The 17,988-nt window shown below is 67.3% G+C and carries 17 protein-coding genes and 1 tRNA gene; 5 read left to right on the top strand and 13 right to left on the bottom strand.

Going from position 1 to position 17,988, the window contains the following annotated elements; translation table 11 throughout:
• Positions 1-33 precede the first annotated feature (33 nt).
• The 5 genes from fabF to AZH51_RS13855 all read right to left on the bottom strand — a co-directional run bounded on the left by fabF (position 34) and on the right by AZH51_RS13855 (position 5,048).
• Positions 34-1,278 (bottom strand): beta-ketoacyl-ACP synthase II, encoded by a 1,245-nt coding sequence (gene fabF, locus AZH51_RS13875; RefSeq protein WP_291525283.1) that lies wholly within the window; start codon positions 1,276-1,278, stop codon positions 34-36.
• Entirely contained in the window at positions 1,278-1,526 is a 249-nt protein-coding gene (locus AZH51_RS13870; RefSeq protein ID WP_291525281.1) for an acyl carrier protein, read from the bottom strand. Before AZH51_RS13870 ends, fabF begins: the two co-directional genes overlap by 1 nt.
• A gap of 57 nt (positions 1,527-1,583) precedes the next feature.
• Positions 1,584-2,621 carry a beta-ketoacyl-ACP synthase III gene (locus tag AZH51_RS13865; protein ID WP_291525577.1) on the bottom strand — a complete coding sequence of 346 codons (1,038 nt, stop codon included), beginning with the start codon at positions 2,619-2,621 and terminating at the stop codon, positions 1,584-1,586.
• Positions 2,621-3,802, bottom strand: coding sequence for an ACP S-malonyltransferase (locus AZH51_RS13860; RefSeq protein WP_291525279.1), 1,182 nt, complete (start codon positions 3,800-3,802; stop codon positions 2,621-2,623). Before AZH51_RS13860 ends, AZH51_RS13865 begins: the two co-directional genes overlap by 1 nt.
• 91 nt (positions 3,803-3,893) lie before the next feature.
• A complete protein-coding gene (locus AZH51_RS13855) occupies positions 3,894-5,048 on the bottom strand; it encodes a CdaR family transcriptional regulator (RefSeq protein ID WP_291525277.1) in 1,155 nt (384 codons plus the stop codon).
• Between the two features lie 140 nt (positions 5,049-5,188).
• Here AZH51_RS13855 and AZH51_RS13850 point away from each other — a divergent pair, with 140 nt between their 5' ends.
• A complete protein-coding gene (locus AZH51_RS13850; protein ID WP_291525276.1) occupies positions 5,189-6,226 on the top strand; it encodes a glycerophosphodiester phosphodiesterase family protein in 1,038 nt (345 codons plus the stop codon).
• Here the strand turns inward: AZH51_RS13850 and AZH51_RS13845 are convergent, their stop codons facing one another.
• The 3 genes from AZH51_RS13845 to aceE form a co-directional block, all read right to left on the bottom strand.
• A complete protein-coding gene (locus AZH51_RS13845) occupies positions 6,227-7,111 on the bottom strand; it encodes a universal stress protein (protein WP_291525274.1) in 885 nt (294 codons plus the stop codon).
• Positions 7,108-8,625, bottom strand: coding sequence for an APC family permease (locus AZH51_RS13840; RefSeq protein WP_291525272.1), 1,518 nt, complete (start codon positions 8,623-8,625; stop codon positions 7,108-7,110). Before AZH51_RS13840 ends, AZH51_RS13845 begins: the two co-directional genes overlap by 4 nt.
• Before the next feature lie 177 nt (positions 8,626-8,802).
• A complete protein-coding gene (gene aceE / locus AZH51_RS13835) occupies positions 8,803-11,565 on the bottom strand; it encodes a pyruvate dehydrogenase (acetyl-transferring), homodimeric type (RefSeq protein WP_291525270.1) in 2,763 nt (920 codons plus the stop codon).
• 184 nt (positions 11,566-11,749) lie between these two features.
• On the opposite strand from aceE, the gene AZH51_RS13830 reads away from it, so the two are divergent.
• From AZH51_RS13830 to AZH51_RS13820, 3 genes are all read left to right on the top strand, one after another.
• Positions 11,750-12,172 carry a DUF3052 domain-containing protein gene (locus tag AZH51_RS13830; protein WP_291525268.1) on the top strand — a complete coding sequence of 141 codons (423 nt, stop codon included), beginning with the start codon at positions 11,750-11,752 and terminating at the stop codon, positions 12,170-12,172.
• Positions 12,169-12,627 (top strand): peroxiredoxin, encoded by a 459-nt coding sequence (locus AZH51_RS13825; RefSeq protein WP_291525266.1) that lies wholly within the window; start codon positions 12,169-12,171, stop codon positions 12,625-12,627. Before AZH51_RS13830 ends, AZH51_RS13825 begins: the two co-directional genes overlap by 4 nt.
• A 57-nt stretch (positions 12,628-12,684) precedes the next feature.
• A tRNA-Val gene (locus AZH51_RS13820) sits at positions 12,685-12,757 on the top strand.
• A gap of 8 nt (positions 12,758-12,765) precedes the next feature.
• On the opposite strand, the gene AZH51_RS13815 is transcribed toward AZH51_RS13820, so the two are convergent.
• The 5 genes from AZH51_RS13815 to AZH51_RS13795 form a co-directional block, all read right to left on the bottom strand.
• The gene (locus tag AZH51_RS13815) at positions 12,766-13,251 is read right to left on the bottom strand and encodes a polyketide cyclase (RefSeq protein ID WP_291525264.1); all 486 of its coding nucleotides are present in this window, start codon (positions 13,249-13,251) and stop codon (positions 12,766-12,768) included.
• Positions 13,252-13,258: 7 nt separating this feature from the next.
• Positions 13,259-13,825 (bottom strand): DUF4190 domain-containing protein, encoded by a 567-nt coding sequence (locus AZH51_RS13810; RefSeq protein WP_291525262.1) that lies wholly within the window; start codon positions 13,823-13,825, stop codon positions 13,259-13,261.
• A 14-nt stretch (positions 13,826-13,839) separates the two neighbouring features.
• A complete protein-coding gene (locus AZH51_RS13805; protein ID WP_291525261.1) occupies positions 13,840-14,508 on the bottom strand; it encodes a TrkA family potassium uptake protein in 669 nt (222 codons plus the stop codon).
• Positions 14,509-14,516: 8 nt separating this feature from the next.
• Positions 14,517-15,872: a TrkH family potassium uptake protein gene (locus AZH51_RS13800; protein WP_291525259.1), complete on the bottom strand. Its 1,356-nt coding sequence runs from the start codon at positions 15,870-15,872 to the stop codon at positions 14,517-14,519.
• Between the two features lie 67 nt (positions 15,873-15,939).
• Positions 15,940-16,938, bottom strand: coding sequence for an alpha/beta fold hydrolase (locus AZH51_RS13795; protein ID WP_291525257.1), 999 nt, complete (start codon positions 16,936-16,938; stop codon positions 15,940-15,942).
• A gap of 165 nt (positions 16,939-17,103) precedes the next feature.
• Here AZH51_RS13795 and AZH51_RS13790 point away from each other — a divergent pair, with 165 nt between their 5' ends.
• Positions 17,104-17,976, top strand: coding sequence for an aldo/keto reductase (locus tag AZH51_RS13790; RefSeq protein WP_291525255.1), 873 nt, complete (start codon positions 17,104-17,106; stop codon positions 17,974-17,976).
• Positions 17,977-17,988 lie beyond the last annotated feature (12 nt).

Below are 17,988 nucleotides of genomic sequence, written 5' to 3'. Positions count from 1 at the left end.
GGGTCTCGCTGGAGGCGAGGGAGGGTTGCCGGGTCACGAGACACTCCTGAGAACGGACGCCACGTTGTGGCCGCCGAAGCCGAACGAGTTGTTCAGGGCAGCCGTGGAGTCGGGCAGTTTCCGGTGGTCGCCACGCACGACGTCGAGGTCGACGGCTGGGTCGAGGTTCTCGATGTTGATGGTGGCGGGGATGAGCCGGTGATAGATGCTCTGGATGGTGATCAGGGTCTCCAGTGCACCGGCCGCACCGAGTAGGTGGCCGGTCATCGACTTGGTAGCCGTCACGGCCATGTCGTCGGCAGCGCTGCCGAACGCCCGGCGGATCGCGGCCACTTCAGCCACGTCGCCGACGGGGGTCGAGGTGGCGTGCGCGTTGATGTGGTCGATATCCGAGGCGGACAACCCGGCGAGTTCGATGGCCTCGAGCATCGCGCGGGACGCACCGGCGCCTTCGGGCTCCGGGGCGGTGATGTGGTGCGCGTCGGCCGACATGCCGACCGAGGCGAACTCGGCGTAGATGCGTGCACCGCGCGCGACCGCGTGTTCGTACTTCTCCAGCACGATGACCGCCGCACCCTCGCCCATGACGAAGCCGTCACGGTCGATGTCGTAGGGGCGCGACGCATGCGCAGGGTCGTCGTTGCGGGTCGAAAGTGCTTGCATCGCAGCGAAACCCGCCAGTGGCAGAGCGTGGATCGCTGCCTCCGCACCACCGGCCACCACGACGTCGGCACGACCCTCACGGATCATGTCTGCCGCGTAGCCCATCGCTTCGGCGCCGGAAGCGCACGCCGACACCGTGGTGTGGGCGCCGGCCCGCGCGCCGAGTTCCAGGGAGACACTGCCCGATGCCGCGTTGGGCATCAGCATCGGAACCGTCAACGGGTAGACCCGGCGCGGACCCTTCTCCTTCAGCACGTCGTACTGCGCCAGCAGGCTGTGCCCCCCGCCGATCCCGGTGCCGATGGCCACGGCCAGCCGCTCGGGTTCGACGTCGGGGGTGCCGGCGTCCTCCCAGGCTTCGCGCGAGGCGATCATGGCGTACTGCGCGAACGGGTCCAGCCGCCGCGTCTCCACCTTCGCCAGCCGCTCCGCCGGGTCCTGCTTCAACGACGCGGCGAAGGTCACCGGCAACTCGTACTGCGCCACCCAGTCCTGGGTGAGCGTGCGTGCGCCGCTGACCCCCGCCAGCAGCGCATCCCAGGTCGCCGGCGCGGTCTCACCGATCGGGGTGGTCGCGCCGAGCCCCGTGACGACGATGCGCTGCGTCGAGGGCATCAGGCCTGGGCCTGCTGGATGAAGGAGATCGCGTCACCGACCGTGTTGAGGTTCTTGACCTCGTCGTCGGGGATGCGCACACCGAACTTCTCCTCGGCGTTCACCACAATGGTCATCATCGACAGGGAGTCGATGTCGAGGTCGTCGGTGAAGGACTTGTCGGGCTGGACCTGCGCGGTGTCGACACCGGTCTCTTCGTTCACGATATCGGCGAGGCCGGCGAGGATTTCCTGGTCGCTGAGCGCCATGTGACTGTCTCCTATGAGGGTTGTGGACGTTTACCTGGAACCGCCAGGTGCGGGGAATCAGGGCAGGACGACGACCTGGGCGGCGTACGACAGGCCGGCACCGAAGCCGATCTGCAGCGCCAGACCACCGTGCGGTGCCGCGCCTTCGCGCAGCATGCGTTCAGCGGCCAGGGGGATCGAGGCGGCGGAGGTATTACCGGTCTGCGCGATGTCCCGGGCCACGGCGATGTCGGCCGGCAGGTGCAGTTGCTTGATCATCGCGTCGATGATCCGCATGTTGGCCTGGTGGGGGATGAACGCGTCAAGGTCCTCGGCCCGGATGCCGGCCTTGTCGATCGCCTGCTGGGCCACCGGTGCCATCGACCACACCGCCCACCGGAACACCGACGGGCCGGCCATGCTCATGGTCGCGGGGTCCAGGCCGTCCTCGCCGACGGCGCCGTCCGCATCGTCACGGATGTCCCACCAGGAGCGGCGCTGCCGGATGACATCCCACTGGGCGCCGTCCGAACCCCACACCGTGGGGCCGATAGCAGTGGTCTGCGAGGGACCGATGACGGCGGCTCCGGCGCCGTCACCGAAGATGAACGCCGAACCCCGGTCGTGCGGGTCCGTGAGCAAGGACAACTTCTCCACGCCGATGACCAGGACGTACTCGGCGCTCCCGCCGCGCACCATGTCACCGGCGATGGCCACGGCGTGGCAGTAGCCGGCGCACGCGGCCGAGATGTCGAAGGCGGCCGCGTCGACGCAGCCGAGTCGGTCAGCAACCATCGGCGCGGCGGCGGGCGTCTGGAACGGATGCGTGATGGTCGCGAGCACGACGGCACTGACCTGCTCGGGCCGGATGCCGGCCTGGTCCAGTGCGTCGCGGGATGCAGGCAGCGACATGTCGACGACGGTCTCGTCCGGCGCGGCGAAGTGCCGGGTCACGATGCCCGACCGCTCACGGATCCACTCGTCGCTGGAGTCGATCCAGGTGCATACCTCTGCGTTGTCGACGACGCGCTCCGGACGGTATCCGCCGATCCCGAGGATCGCGGCATGCCGCGCACCCTGCGGCTCGACCAGATGACCAGTTCCCTTGGGCTGCATCACAATTCACTCGTCTCGGGGTGCAATCGCAGCAACACCTGACCGGGGGACACGGGATCACCCTCCTCAGCGAGGCGTTCGATGACGGTACCGCCGTGCGGGGCGGTGACCGGGGTGGAGGAGCGAGGGGTCGAGACGGTCGCCACGACCGCGCCGGCCTGGACGTTCCCGCCGGTCTGCAGGTCGGCGTACTCGACGATGCCCTTGGCCGGGGCGACGATCAACCGCCACGCCGGGTCGAAGCTGCTGCGCGGCTCACCGTGTTCGCGCACCATGCGGTGGGCGGCCTCCAGGTCGTCCGGTGTCTTCAGCGCAAGGGTCTCCACACCGGGCATCCCGCGCTTGGCGAGGCCGGCGAGGGTGCCGGCCGGCGGGATCTCGATCAGGCCGGTGACGCCCATCTCGGTCATCGTGCGCATCGTCAGGTCCCAGCGGACCGGGTTGCTGACCTGCTGCACCAGCCGGCGTAGCAGTTCACGGCTGTCGTGCACGACGTGACCGTCCTTGTTGCTGACGACCGCGACCCGCGCGTCGTGGGTCGAGATGGCCCGCGCGTAGCGAGCGAGGTGTTCCACCGCGGGCGCCATGTGCTGGGTGTGGAACGCTCCGGCGACGCTGAGGGGGATGACGCGGGCCTTGGCCGGCGGGTTGGCCGACAACTGCGCCAACTGATCCGTAGTTCCCGCCGCAACCACCTGACCGGCGCCGTTGCGGTTGGCGGCGGTCAGTCCGGCCGCTTCGATCGCGGCGTCCACCTCGTCCGGGTCGCCGCCGACGACGGCGCTCATCCCGGTCGGGGTGACGGCCGACGCAGCGGCCATGGCCCGGCCGCGCTCGCGGACGAAGACCATCGCCTGCTCGGCGGTGAGTACGCCGGCCGCGGCCAGGGCGGTGATCTCACCGACCGAGTGGCCGGCGCCGACCCCGGTGACCCGGAACCCGTCGGAAGGGTGCTCGAAGAGGGCCAGCGCGGCCACCAGTCCGGCACCGACGATCAACGGCTGCGCCACGGCGGTGTCCCGGATGGTGTCCGCGTCGGAGGTCGTGCCGTGCGCTACCAGGTCGACGTCGGCGGCCGCACCCAACCAACCCAGGCGGTCACTGAAGCCGGGTAGTTCCAACCAGGGAGCGAGGAAGCCGGGGGTTTGGGCACCCTGGCCGGGGCAGACGATCGCGAGCACGATTCCTACCCTGCCTACTCGAGGTGGTGATCAGCGACCGGTGACACCATGAGATTCTTCCGGCGAATCTGTTGGGTTCCTACAAAGGCTCTCATCGCTCGTCCCAGGCAGCGAAAGCGAAGGCGATCCGGACCACGAAGGCTTCGCGCACATCGGTCAGGTCGTACCCGGTCGCTTCGGCGAACTGCCCGAGCCGGTAGCGGACGGTGTTGGCGTGCACGAAAAGCGCCCGGGCGGTGGCCTCCAGACTCGGCTGGGCCAGGAAGCCCAGAGCCGTCTCGCGCAGGGCGTCCCGGTCGCGCAGCGGTCGGACAACCCGGTCCACCAGGGTGCGCCGGGCGTGATTGTCACCGTGCAGCGCACGCTCGGCCAGGAGCTCGTCGGCGGGGCACAGCCGGGGGGCATCGGGCCAGGCCGGCGCCGCGCCGTACCCCGACAATGCGGCGCGGGCGCTGCGGCCGGCGGCGAAGACGTGCGGCACGGTCGGCCCGAGCACGATCGGCCCCGGCGCCCAGTGCTCGGTCAAGGCTTGCAGTTGCTTGATCGGGTCGGTGACACCGCCGATGATCGCGATCAGGGTGCGGCCCTGCACCGACACCAGTGACTCCAGACCGGCGCGACGGGCTTCCCGGCGCAGGCTGTCGACGATCGCACTGTGGACGCCGCTGGGCGCGCGGCCCACGGCGACCAGGACGTCGTGCACCTCGTCCCAGCCGAGGGCGGCGACGCGCGAGCGCAGCGCTTCATCGGCCTCTGCCCGCAGCACCGCGTCGATGACGTGCGCTTCGAGCCGGGCGTCCCAGGCGCCGCGGGCCTCGGCGGCCTGCGCGTAGACGGTCGCGGCGGCGAAGGCGATCTCGCGGGAGTAGATCAGGACCGCTTCGCGTAGTTCGATCCGGTCGGCGGCATCAGCCAGCGCCGGGACCTGGTCCTCGACCACGGCGACACTGGTGCGGATCAGATCAAGGGTGTGCCTCAGGCTGATGGACCGGGCCAGTTCGGCCGGCGCGGGATCGAACATGTCGATCGCCGAGGCCGGCCCGGCGCCGTTGGTGCGGTACCAGTCGATGAAGCCACCGATCCCGGCCTGCGCCACCATGCCGACCCAGGAGCGCTCCTCGGCGGACAACTCCCGGTACCAGGAGTGCTCGGACTCCATCTGTTGGATCGCGGCGGTCGCCATCGCGCCCGCAGCCCCTTGGAGGTGGCGCCAGGTGTGTTCCCGGGTGCGCGAAGTGATCGTCATAACGGCACGACGATACCGGCCGTTGTTTGTGGATACCCTCCAGAGGACACCGATCGGCAGTGTGCAGAGTTCACCAATGGTTTTCTCGCCCGGCACCGCACTGACGCCGCGCGGTCGCGAAGGGCCGGTGAAGTCTGAGCATGGTGGCCTACCGGCTCGACGAACCGCCGCTCGTGATCGGTCATCGCGGTGCGAGTGGTTATCGTCCCGAGCACACGCTCCCGGCCTACGAGTTGGCAGCGCGATTGGGCGCGGACGGTGTCGAGACCGATCTGGTGATGACTGGTGACGGTGTCGCGATCTGCCGGCACGAGAACGAGCTCTCCCGCACCACGGACGTCGCGGCCCACCCCGAATTCGCCGATCGCCGTACGTCCCGGGTGGTGGACGGCACCGAGCGCATCGGCTGGTTCAGCGAGGACTTCACCCTGGCCGAGATCAAGACGTTGTGGGCGGTCGAACGCCTGCCCCGGTTGCGACAGGCCAACACGATCTACGAGCGCCGACTGCGGATCCCGACCTTCGATGAGTTGCTCGCGCTGCGGCGCGCGCTCTCCCAGGAGTTGAGCCGCATCGTGGGCGTCAGCCCCGAACTTAAGCACGCAGCGTACTTCCGCGCTCGCGGGCTGGACCTGGAGGGTGCGGTCGCCCAGGGCCTGCGTGATGCCCGCCTCGATGCGCCCAACGCGCCGGTCTTCGTGCAGTCGTTCGAGTTGACCAGTCTGATCCGGTTGCGGGAGGACATCGGGTTGCGCACCCCGCTGTTGATGCTCACCGAGCGCGAAGGGGCACCGACCGATCTGGCCGGCACCCCGGATGAGCGCACGTACGCCGATCTGGTGACTCCGCGTGCACTGCGCCTGATCTCGACGTGGGTGACCGGCATCGGCCCGAGTAAGGACCAGGTCATCGTGCGCCGGCCGGACGGGTCGCTGGGGCGTCCCACCGACCTGGTGCGGCACGCGCACGACGCCGGGCTACGGGTGCACGTGTGGACCTTCCGGACCGAAAACACTTTCCTGCCACTCGATCTGCGCTCCAGCAGTGTGCCGCAGGAGTTCGGCGACGGCCTCGCCGAACTGGCCATCTTCACCCAGGCCGGTGTCGATGGGCTGATCACCGATCATCCGGATGTGGCAGTCCACGCCCGGGCCGAGGTCTTCGCCCACGCGGGCTGATCAGTCCCGGCGGCGGTGCGGCAGCAGCACGGTCGGCACCGGGGACGCACGCACGATGCGAGTGGCGGTCGACCCCAGGAACACCCGGGCCAGGGGAGCGTGCTCACTGGATCCCAGCACCAGCAGATCGCCGGGCGACCAATCGAACTGTTCGGTCGCCCGCGACCATCGTGATCCGACCAGGACGCCACCGCTCTGGGCGGCTACGCCGGACTGCTCCAGTGCCTGAGTGATGCTCGCCTGCGCGGCGAGTGCGTCGGCGCGCCACGCGTCGAAGACGCCCTGGTCGGCAAAGACCGTCAGAGCCGCGGAATCGCGGACGGCGAAGGTCACGAGGATGGCGGGCACGCCGAGCCAGTTGCTCAGCGCAGCGGCCTCACCGGCCAGGGCCAGGTCACTCTGGCCGGGCCGCACCGCGAGCACCACCCGTCGGATCCGATCGTCGCTGGGGTGATAGCCCCGGGGAGCAAGGCCGACCGGCAACGAGGAACTGTGCACCAACCGGTCGGAGGTGCTGCCCAGGCTGATCTGACCCAGCGGACCGGAGGTCGCGGACCCCAGCACCAGGACCCGGGCGTCGCGCGCCTCGCCTTCGCGTTGCAGGATCGCCGGGACCGACCGGCCGACCCGGATGATCTCGGTGACCGGCAGATGTGTCGGCAGGCGGTCTCGTGCAGCGACGAGGGCCTCCTCGGCTGCTTCGCGCATCCGTTGTTGCCACTCGCTGTCGATACCGGCGGGATCACGTACCGCCGGGGTGTCCGCCAGCCCCTGGATGATGCAGCACAGCACCAGTTCGTCCCCGGTCGTCCTGGCCAGTTGGGCTGCCAGGTACAGCCCCGAATTCGTTGACGGGTAGGGACCGAACCCGACGACGACACTCACTGCGGGCTTCCCGGGATCGTGCCGTCCTGGGTCAGCTCACCGGCGATGTCCACCTTCGCCAGCCGGGCGTGTTTGCGGCCGTAGAAGAAGTAGACCAGCAGGCCGATGGCCAGCCACACCAGGAAGCGGATCCAGGTCTCCACCGCGAGACTGGCCATCAGCGCCAGACAACACAGGGTGGCCAGGATCGGAACGAAGGGCACCAGGGGAGTGCGGAACGGGCGCTTCATGTCCGGCTGCGTCTTACGCAGCACGATCACGGCGATCGAGACCACGACGAAGGCGAACAGCGTTCCGATGCTCACCATTTCGGCCAGGACGCTGATCGGGACGAATCCGGCCAGGAGGGCGACCGTGCCGATCGTGAGCGCGGTCATCAGCACCGGGGTACCCCACGACGGGTGGACCTTGCGGAAGACCGGCGGCAGCAGGCCGTCGCGGGCCAGGGCGAAGCCGATACGGCCCATCGCGATGATGTCCACCAGGATCACCGAGCTCAAGCCGGCGACCGCAGCGATACCGATCAGGATCCCGGCCCAGCCGACGCCCACCTGGTGGAAGACGTCTGCGACCGCGTCGGCCTCGGACAGATCGCGGTAGTTGACCATGCCAGTCATGACCAGACAGACACCGACGTAGAGCAAGGTGCAGATACCCAACGTGCCCAGCAGTCCCAGCGGCATGTCCCGCTCGGGCTTCTTGGTCTCCTCACCGAGGTTGGCGACCGCCTCGAACCCTGAGTAGGCGAAGAACACCACCGCCGCGGCGACCAACACCCCGGCGACGCCGAACTGGCTGGGCGTGACACCGGTGAGGAACTGCCACAGCGGCGCCGTGAGTTCGGCACCCGATGACTTGGCCGGCTTGGCCTCCGGGATGAACGGCACCCAGTTGCTGGTCTTGACGTAGAACGCGCCCACGGCGATGACGAAGATGCAGACGATCACCTTGATCGCGACCAGGCCATTGGTGACCCACTTGCTTTCGCGGATACCGCGCAACGCGACGTACCCGAGCACCAGCGTGATGAAGATGGCCCCGATGTTGACGACGGAGCCTTCCTCCGCGAACCACTTGTCCGGCAGGTTGAAGACGCCGGCGATATAACCGGACCAGCCGCGCGCGACCACCGCTGCACCCAAAGCGAATTCGAGGATCAGGTCCCACGCGATGATCCACGCGAAGATCTCACCGATCGTGGTGTAGGCGTAGGTGTAGGAACTGCCGGCGGTCGGAACCGCCGCCGCCAGCTCGGCGTAACACAAAGCGGCCAGCAGGGAGACCCCGCCGGCAATCAGGAACGAGATCACGATCGCGGGCCCGGCGTTGTTCTTGGCCTGCACGCCGGTCAGGGTGAAGATGCCGGTGCCGATGACGATGCCGATGCCGAACCCGATCAGGTCCCAGACCCCGAGGCTCTTCTTGAGGCCACCACCGTGTTCTTGGGCTGCTTCCGGATCTTCGTCGTTCTGGTGGATGACGTCGTCGACGCTCTTCTTGCGGGTGATGTCCATCGGTTCCCCTTCGCGTGACGGCCAGAGACGTTCGGATCAGCCGACGATAGGGGAACTATCCAGCGCGCAGCGAGCCTCCACCCTTACGGGCGGGGACCACCTTGTTCCTCGAGGTCGAGAAAAACGCGACCGACGGTCGATGACCGTCGGTCGCGTTCGTGCCAGTTCGGTTGCGGCTCAGGACTCCCCGCCCGCATTGCCGGACGTGCCGGCGGTGACGTCGAGCAGCCGGTACTTCTCGGCGGCCTGACCGGCCAGCGCCGGATCGACGTCGCCACGGCGGCCCAACTCCTGCAGCGTGCGGACCGCCAGGGACGGTCCGTCGATGTGGAAGAACCGGCGGGCCGCGGCGCGGGTGTCGCTGAAGCCGAAGCCGTCCGCACCCAGCGTCACGAAGTCACCAGGCACCCACTCGCGGATCTGGTCCTGCACGCCACGCTCCCAGTCGGAGGTGGCCACGACCGGACCCTGCGTGTCAGCCAGGCGTTGGGTGACGTACGCCGTCCTGGGCTCCTCCTGCGGGTGCAGGAAGTTGTGCTCGTCGCACGCCAGTCCGTCGCGGCGCAGTTCGTTCCAGGACGTCACCGACCACACGTCCGCGACCACACCCCAGTCGTCCTTGAGCAGTTCCTGCGCCTCAAGGGCCCACGGCACACCGACACCGGAGGCCAGCAGCTGTGCCCGCGGGCCGTCACCGGAACCTTCGCTGATGCGGTGCATCCCCTTCAGAATGCCTTCCACGTCAACGCCTTCCGGCTCCGCCGGCTGGATCATCGGCTCGTTGTAGACGGTCAAGTAGTAGTAGACGTTCTCGGGCTGATCGCCGTACATCCGCCGCAGGCCGTCCTTGACGATGTGCGCGATCTCGTAGACGTAGGCAGGGTCGTACGCCGCTACGGCCGGGTTGGTCGCGGCGAGCAGGTGCGAGTGACCATCGGCGTGCTGCAGACCCTCCCCGGTCAGGGTGGTCCGCCCGGCGGTCGCGCCGATCAGGAAGCCGCGGGTCATCTGGTCGGCGGCCGCCCACAGATAGTCCCCGGTCCGCTGGAAGCCGAACATCGAGTAGAAGATGTAGATCGGCACCATCTGGATGCCGTGCGTCGCGTACGACGTGCCTGCGGCCGTGAATGCGGCCACCGAGCCGCCTTCGTTGATCCCCATGTGCAGGATCTGACCGTCCACCGCCTCCTTGTAGGACAGCATCAACTCGTGGTCCACCGAGGTGTAGTGCTGGCCGTGCGGGTTGTAGATCTTGGCGGTCGGGAAGAAGGAGTCCATCCCGAAGGTGCGGGCCTCGTCGGGGATGATCGGCACCACGTGCTTGCCGAACTCCTTGTCGCGCATCAGATCCTTCAGGACGCGCACGAAGCCCATGGTGGTGGCGACTTCCTGCTTGCCTGACCCCTTCTTGCCGATGGCGTACGCCGAGTCGTCCGGCAGCTTGATCGCCGCCGCCCGGGTGCGCCGGTTGGGTAGCCCACCACCCAGCTTGGTGCGGCGTTCCTTGAGGTACTGGATCGTCGGGTCGTCGTCACCGGGGTGGTAGTACGGCGGCAGGTACGGATCGGCCTCCAGGACCTCATCGCTGATCGGGATCTTCAGGGAGTCCCGGAACTGCTTGAGGTCCTCCAGGGTCATCTTCTTCATCTGGTGGGTCGCGTTACGGCCCGCGAAGTGCGTTCCCAGGCTGTAGCCCTTGATGGTGTGCGCCAGGATGACCGTCGGCTGACCGACGTGCTCGGTCGCGGCCTTGTACGCGGCGTACACCTTGCGGTAGTCGTGACCGCCGCGCTTGAGCTTCCACCAGATGTCCTCATCGGACCAGTTCTCCACGAGCTTGCGGGTGCGCGGGTCGCGGCCGAAGAAGTGCTCGCGCACGTAGGCGCCGTCGTTGGCGCGGAAGGTCTGGTAGTCGCCGTCCGGGGTGGAGTTCATCAGGTTGACCAGGGCACCGTCGCGGTCCGCGGACAGCAACGGGTCCCAGCCACGGCCCCAGATGCACTTGATGACGTTCCAGCCGGCGCCGCGGAAGAAGCTCTCCAACTCCTGGATGATCTTGCCGTTGCCGCGCACCGGGCCGTCGAGTCGCTGCAGGTTGCAGTTGATGACGAACGTCAGGTTGTCCAGGCCCTCGTTGCCGGCCAGTTGGAGTACGCCGCGTGCCTCCGGTTCGTCCATCTCACCGTCGCCGAGGAAGGCCCAGACCCGTTGCTGGCTGGTGTCTTTGAAGCCCCGGTTGTGCAGGTACTTGTTGAACTGGGCCTGGTAGACCGCGTTCATCGGGCCGATGCCCATCGAGACCGTGGGGAACTCCCAGAAGTCCGGCATGTTGCGCGGGTGCGGGTAGGACGGGATGCCCTTGAGTTGCCCGTCGACGATGTGCGACTTCTCCTGGCGGAAGCCGTCGAGCTGTTCCGAGCTCAGCCGGCCCTCGAGGAAGGCTCGCGCGTACATACCGGGGGAGGCGTGCCCCTGGAAGAAGATCTGGTCGCCGCCGCCCTCGTGGTCCTTACCGCGGAAGAAGTGGTTGAAGCCGACTTCGTAGAGGGTCGCCGCGCTGGCGTAGGTGGAGATGTGGCCGCCGACGCCGATACCGGGCCGCTGCGCGCGGTGCACCATGATCGCGGCGTTCCAGCGCAACCAGTTGCGGTAGCGCCGCTCGGTCTCCTCGTCTCCGGGGAACCACGGCTCAGCCTCCGGGCCGATGGTGTTCACGTAGTCGGTGGCGACCAGGGACGGAACGCCCACCTGCTGCTGACGCGCGCGTTCGAGCAGCTTCAGCATCACGTAGCGGGCGCGGTTCTTCCCGCCGTGTTCGATCACCTGGTCGAGCGACTCCAACCACTCGCTGGTCTCGTCCGGATCGGTGTCGGGTAGCTGACTCGGGATGCCGTTCAGCAGCGGACCCGGGTTCGCCGGGGTTACAGGGTCAGGTGTCATGAGTGGCTCCTCTCGTGCGACACCGTGAAAAAGCTTGCTTCTATCGAAGCACTCCAGGCGTCCAGCGTGCAGGCCCGGGTGGGTTACTGGCCGGTACTTCCCATTCCTCGGGAAATAGCGGCTCAACGACCCCTTTCGCGCCAGTCGGCTTGCGAACGCGGTGGATACCTAGTGGACTACGCCCATGGTGAATGACGCCATCGACGTGGCCTTCTGGGAGAAATTGGGATTCGCGGGCGGTCAAATCGTCCAAGAGATCGGCTGGGACGAGGACAGCGACGACGATCTGCGTGCAGCGATCGAAGACGTCGTCGGTGCGTCCTTGGAGGATGAGGACTTTGACGGCGTGGTGGACGTCGTCATGTTGTGGTGGCGTGATGGGGACGGCGATCTGATCGATGACTGCGTCGATGCGCTCACCAATCTGGCCGACAAGGGCTTCGTGTTGCTGCTGGTGCCCAAGGCCGGCCACCCCGACCACGTCGACGCTGCCGATATCCAGGAAGCCGCGCAGACCGCCGGGCTGAAGGTCGGTTCGACCAGCAAAGCCGGTCCCGAATGGATCGCGGTCAAGCTGGTCCAGGCCGGGCAGAGCAAACAGCGATGAGTCCCGCGGTGGGGGACAAAGCCCCGGATTTCACCCTCAAGAATCAGTTTGGTTCACCGGTCACTCTGTCCGAGGTGCTGAGCACCAAAGCCGCGCTGATCGTCTTCTATCCGTTCGCTTTCTCCGGGATCTGCACCGGCGAATTGTGCGGTGTTCGGGACGACCTGTCGCGCTACCAGAACGATGCGGTGGAGTTCCTCGCGATCTCCTGCGACCCGATGCCTGCCCTCAAGGCGTGGGGTGAGCAGGAGGGCTACGACTTCCCGTTGCTCTCCGATTTCTGGCCGCACGGGCAGGTCGCCCGCGATTACGGGGTGTTCCACGAGGAGGCGGGGTTCGCCGTACGCGGATCGTTCCTGGTCGCCCAGGACGGGACCGTGCGCTGGTCGGTGGTCAACGGACCGGGCGAGGCGCGCGACTTCGGCGAAGCGGCGGACGCAATCGCGGCTTTGTAGCGCGGCACTGTAGTCTTGGGCGCCGCCCGTAGAACGCACCACATTGCAGGCGCGTCAGGGCCTGTAGCTCAGTTGGTAGAGCACCGCGTTTACACCGCGGGTGTCGTCGGTTCGAACCCGGCCGGGCCCACCCTGTCCTCAACGAGGCGTCGCGTGGGGGTATCCGCGGCGGACGGTTCGATCCAGAATCCCCAGGGTCGCCTTCAGGTTTGCTTCGGAGATCACCGGGAAGATGCCGGACTCGCGCCAGGACGGGGCGATCTCGGACCAGTCATAGAACGATGTGACGAGGGTCGAATCGCCCTGCGGCTCCAGCGAATAGCCGTATTCGTGCCCGATCGGTGGGCGGACGGTGCCCAGGATCGTCCACGCGATCAACTCATCCGGGACGAACTGCGAGATGGTGACGGTCACGTCGTACTCGCCCATCGGCAGATCGCCCAGCGATTCGCGGTCCATGTGCACCGTGAACTCGTCGCCCACGGCTGTGACCCGATCGCCGTCGGCGCTCATCAGCATTCCGGAGGCGTCGATGGCGACGTGGCCCTGGGGATCGGTGAGCACCGCGAAGATCTCCGGCGCAGTGGCCGGGATGGTCCGGGTGACTTCCAAACGGTCGGTCATATCGGGCTCAGAAGGTTCCGGTGTCGCCGTAGTTGCTGTCCAGGTTTCCGGTGCTGAACAGCGCGATCATCCCGACGACGACGAGCACCGAGAGCACCGTCACGATGATGCCGATGATGATGCCGGCCAATGCCTGCCCCGATCCCGCCTGCTGGTTGCCCGTGCGCTCGATCTCGCGACGGGCCAGGAAGCCCAGAATGATCGCCGGCACCGAGAGGAACGGCCCGAAGCAGAACACACTGGCGATGGCGCAGATCAGGGACGCGGTGGCCTTGCCGTTCGTGGTCGCGACGACACCCGGCTGGTAGGGCCCTCCGACCGGGTAGGGGTTGTACGCCGGCCCGTACTGTCCGGCGTACTGGCCGTACTGGCCGTACTGGCCGTACTGCGGTGGCTGCTGGTACTGGTCCCATGGGTTGGGATACGCCGCATTCGGATACGACGAGTTTGGGTACGGCGATGGCGGCGCTGTCGGGGTCGGCGCAGTGGGCGGGGTGGCCGGCACTGCTTGCGTCGCCGAAGGGTCGTACGCCCACGGATCTTTCGGATCGGATGGACCGGTCGGTGAACTCACGAGGTCATCATCACCTAGGACTGCAGGAGTCCGCAGAAGGACTCCACACCACTCTTGGGTCCGGACACGATCAATTCGTCGGTCGGCTCGATCGTGGTCTGCGGACTCGCCTGCTCGAACGCAGCGTCGGCGCGTTTGACGCCCAGCACCGTCACGCCGTACTTGCTCTGCGTGTCGAACTCACCCAGCTGCCGCCCGGTGATGCGCGGGACCGCGCGGGTGCGGGCGATTGCGAAGTCGTCGTCGAACTGCATGAAGTCGATCATGGCGCCGGTGAGTTTGTGGGCGACGCGCTCGCCCATGTCGGACTCGGGACGCACAACGTAGTGCGCACCGACGCGTTCCAGGATGCTGCTGTGCTTGCGGCTGACTGCCTTTGCCCAGATCTCCGTGATCCCGAGCTCGGCCAGGCTCAACACGGTCAGCACGCTCGCCTCGAGGTCGCTGCCGATGCCGACGACAACCCGGCTGAAGTCAGCGGCGCCGATCTGCTGAAGAGCCTCGGTGTCGGTCGAGTCCAGTGCGAGGCATTGGGTGAACTCGTTGGCGTACCGCTGCACCACCACGGGATCGCTGTCGACGGCCAGGATCTCGTGTCCCATCGAGGTCAGCGAGCGCGCCACGGAGTAGCCGAACCGGCCGAGGCCGATGACCAGAACGGGACCAAGGGTTGGGTTGGGCACGGTATCTCCTAGCCGATGATGGGCTGCTCGTCGGGCAACCGGTAGCGGGACTGGCGGCGGCGCATCGCGAAGGCGGAGGCTGCGGTAATCGTGCCCACACGACCGACGAACATCAAGGCGATGAGGACCAATTGCGCAGGCACGCCCAGGAATGGGGTGATCCCGGTGGACAAGCCCGTCGTGCCGAACGCGGAGGTGGCCTCGAACGCGGCCTCCGCCAGGCTCGCGTCAGACATCATCAGCAGGGCCAGGGTGCCTCCGGCCGCCAGCGCGACCCCGATCAGGGCGATCGACAGTGCCGTCCGCACAGTGCGGGCGCTGATTGCACGGCGCCCGATGCGTACCTGTTCGTCACCGCGGACCTCGGCCAGCACCACGTAGGCCAGCAGGAAGAAGGTGGTGACCTTGATACCGCCGGCCGTACTCGCGGACCCGCCACCGATCAGCATCATCACGACGGTCACCAGCATGGTCTCGGGGCGGACGTGGTCCCAGTTGAAGGTCGCGAGGCCACCGGACCGGGGCATCACACTGCCCTCCAACCCGGTCATGATCTTGTGGGGTAGCGACTGGGTGCCGATCGTGCCCGCGTTGGTCCACTCGAAACCCAGGAAGGCCACCCAGCCGACGGCCACCAGCAGCAGACTGCCCCACACGGTCAGGCGGGTGTGGATCGTCCAGGTCGCCGGCCGGCGCCAGTTGCGTCGCAGTTCTGCCAGTACCGGCCAGCCGACGGTGCCGAACATCACCGCGATAGTGATCGTCAGCACCACGATCGGATCCGCGGCGTAGGCGGCCAGACCGTTGGAGCGCAGGCTGAGACCGGCGTTATTGAACGCCATGACGGCGTCGAAGATCCCGTGCCAGGCCGACGCGCCGATGCTGTTGAAGTACGTCATCCGGTAGCGCGTGATGAGGATGATCGCCGTCACGCCCTGGAAGAACAGCGTGGTCAGCAGGATCCGGCGGAACAGCGGCCCCACCTCTCCGAGCCCGGGCACGTGCAGGTCGGTCTGGCTGGCCAGTTTCATCCGCAGGCCGATGCGGCCGCCGGCCAGGACACCCAAGGTGGTCGCGACCAGGATGATGCCGATACCGCCGAACTCGGCCAGTAGCAGGATGACCAGTTGGCCCGGCCAGGAGAAGTGACTGCCGATGTCGACCGTCGCCAGCCCGGTCACGGTGACCGCCGAGGTGGCGGTGAAGAACGCCTGCATGAAGGTGACGTCGGCTCCCGGCGAGTGACACCAGGGCAGGAGCAGCAGCACCGTCCCGAACATGGTGAAGGCGGCAAAAACCAGCGGCACGGCGCGCACCGGGCTGAGGAGCGCACTGGGTAGGTGCCACTGGTAGCGCAGGCTCACAGCGCGAACGCTACCGCCGCCGCGGCCCGTGGGGCGGCAGCGGCGCCGGTAGCGTTCGACGGACGGATCAGCCGATCAGTTGGGTATTGCCGAAGATCGCGCTCTGGCTGTAGCAGAAGATCGCGTGCTGGTCGCTGGGGTCCAGCTTGTTCAGCACGATCTGCGCGACGTTCTTGGAGTACGGCAGGCTCAGGTGCTCGGACCCGTCGTTGCTGCAGACGTTCTGGATCGTGATGTTGTCCACGCTCGCGCCCGGACCAGCTGTGATCGCGCCCTGGGTGTAGGGCGTCACGACCTCGTCGTTCTTGGTCAGGATGTTGGTGTACCTGATCCCGGGGACGGTCTCGCCGTTGCCGTTGACCTGCTGGTAGAACGGCGCCTGCGGGTCGGGGCTCTGGTCGGCCTGCTGGACGGCGGCCGGCATCTTGATCGCATCCAGCAGGTTCATGGCGGTGGTGAACAGGCCGATCGTCTTGCCGAAGGCGGTGATGCCGGACAAGGTGGTCGGGTGGTTGGACGGGGCCAGCGCGATGACCTGGTTGACCTTGGCAGCGCCGCCCAGCAGGTTGGTGTAGTAGCGGATGAGAGCACCACCCTGGCTGTGCCCGATCAGGTCGACCTTCGCGGCGCCGGTCTGGGCCAGCACCTTCTCCACGAACGGGGTCAGCTCGTTGGCCGAGGCGATCATGTCGCCGGTGCCGTTGAGGAAGCCGATTCCGGTGGTGTTGCCGTAATTGAGGGCGTACACGCAGTAACCCTCGGCCTTGATCATCGGGGACAAACCGTTCCAGTTGTCGTAGGCGTTCTCCCACGTCCCGTGCACTAACACCACCGGGTTGGGGTGCTTCTTGCTCGGCTTGCACGACCAGTCGTTGGCACCGGCCGGGTTCTTGGTGGGGTTGGCGATCGAGGTGGTCAGCGCCGCCGGGAACGAGTTGTCCTGGCCGAGCGCGCCGTACTTCAGGACTCTCGGGATGGGATTGGTCAGGGCTTGTGCCGGGGTGGCCGCGGCGGCGAACGCCCCGATGGTGGCGGCAACAGCGACGCCAGTGCGCACGTACTTCACCAGTAACTCCTTTGTTCGACCGACGCGCGGGGGAATGTGATGCGCGTCACGTCAACCTACCTAAGGGTAGGTAGGTGCGTCGAGAGGTGCGGCCGCGGATGCGTCACCTACCCAGGGCGGTAGTGGACGGGATCGGATCCGGCGCGATCGACGTACGGTTCTCGGGTGACTGAAACCTCAACGAAGGTCCCTGGAATCCAGCTCAACTCCGGTGGTGTGATCCCGCAACTCGGCCTGGGTGTGTGGCAGGCAGAGGACGCCGAATGCGAACGTGCGGTGAAGTACGCCCTGGAGGCCGGCTATCGCCATGTCGACACCGCTGCTGCCTACGGCAACGAGGAAGCGGTCGGCCGCGGGCTCGCGTCCAGCGGCGTGGACCGCGACGAATATTTCTTGACGACGAAACTTTGGAACGCTGATCACGGGTACGAGCAGACCTTCCCCGCCTTCTCTGCCAGTCTGGACAAACTCGGCCTGGACTACGTCGATCTCTACCTCATCCACTGGCCGCTGCAGGACGCTGAGCGGCGGCACCGCACGTGGGACGCCCTCGTGGATATCCAGGCCTCGGAGCGCGCTCGCTCGATCGGGGTGTGCAACTTCGAGCCGCACCACCTCGCCGAACTGCTCGAGCACACCGATGTCGTACCCGCCGTGGACCAGGTCGAACTGCATCCGCACCTGCCGCAGCACGAGATCCGCGACTACGCCACGCAGCACGGCATCGCGGTGGAATCCTGGAGCCCGCTGGGCGGATCGCCGCGCAAGGGTAAGGCCAGTTCTTTGCTGAGCGACCCGGTGATCACCGCCGTTGGCGAGCGGTACGGGAAGTCTCCGGCCCAGGTGCTGATCCGCTGGCACCTGCAGCAGGGGCTGATCGTGATCCCCAAGTCGGTGCACGAGGAGCGGATCGCAGCCAACATCGACGTCTTCGACTTCGAGCTGGACGCCGACGATCTGGCCAAGATCGACGGCCTGGACGACGGTCAGCGGTTCGGAGCCCACCCGGACACGGCCAACTTCGGCGCTCCGGACTGACCGGGCCGCGCG

The sequence above is a fragment of the Branchiibius sp. NY16-3462-2 genome (assembly GCF_001594145.1).
Classification (GTDB): Bacteria; Actinomycetota; Actinomycetes; order Actinomycetales; family Dermatophilaceae; genus Branchiibius.
Note: the sequence above shows the minus strand (reverse complement) of the source record. Positions and strands in the feature narration are given on the sequence as shown.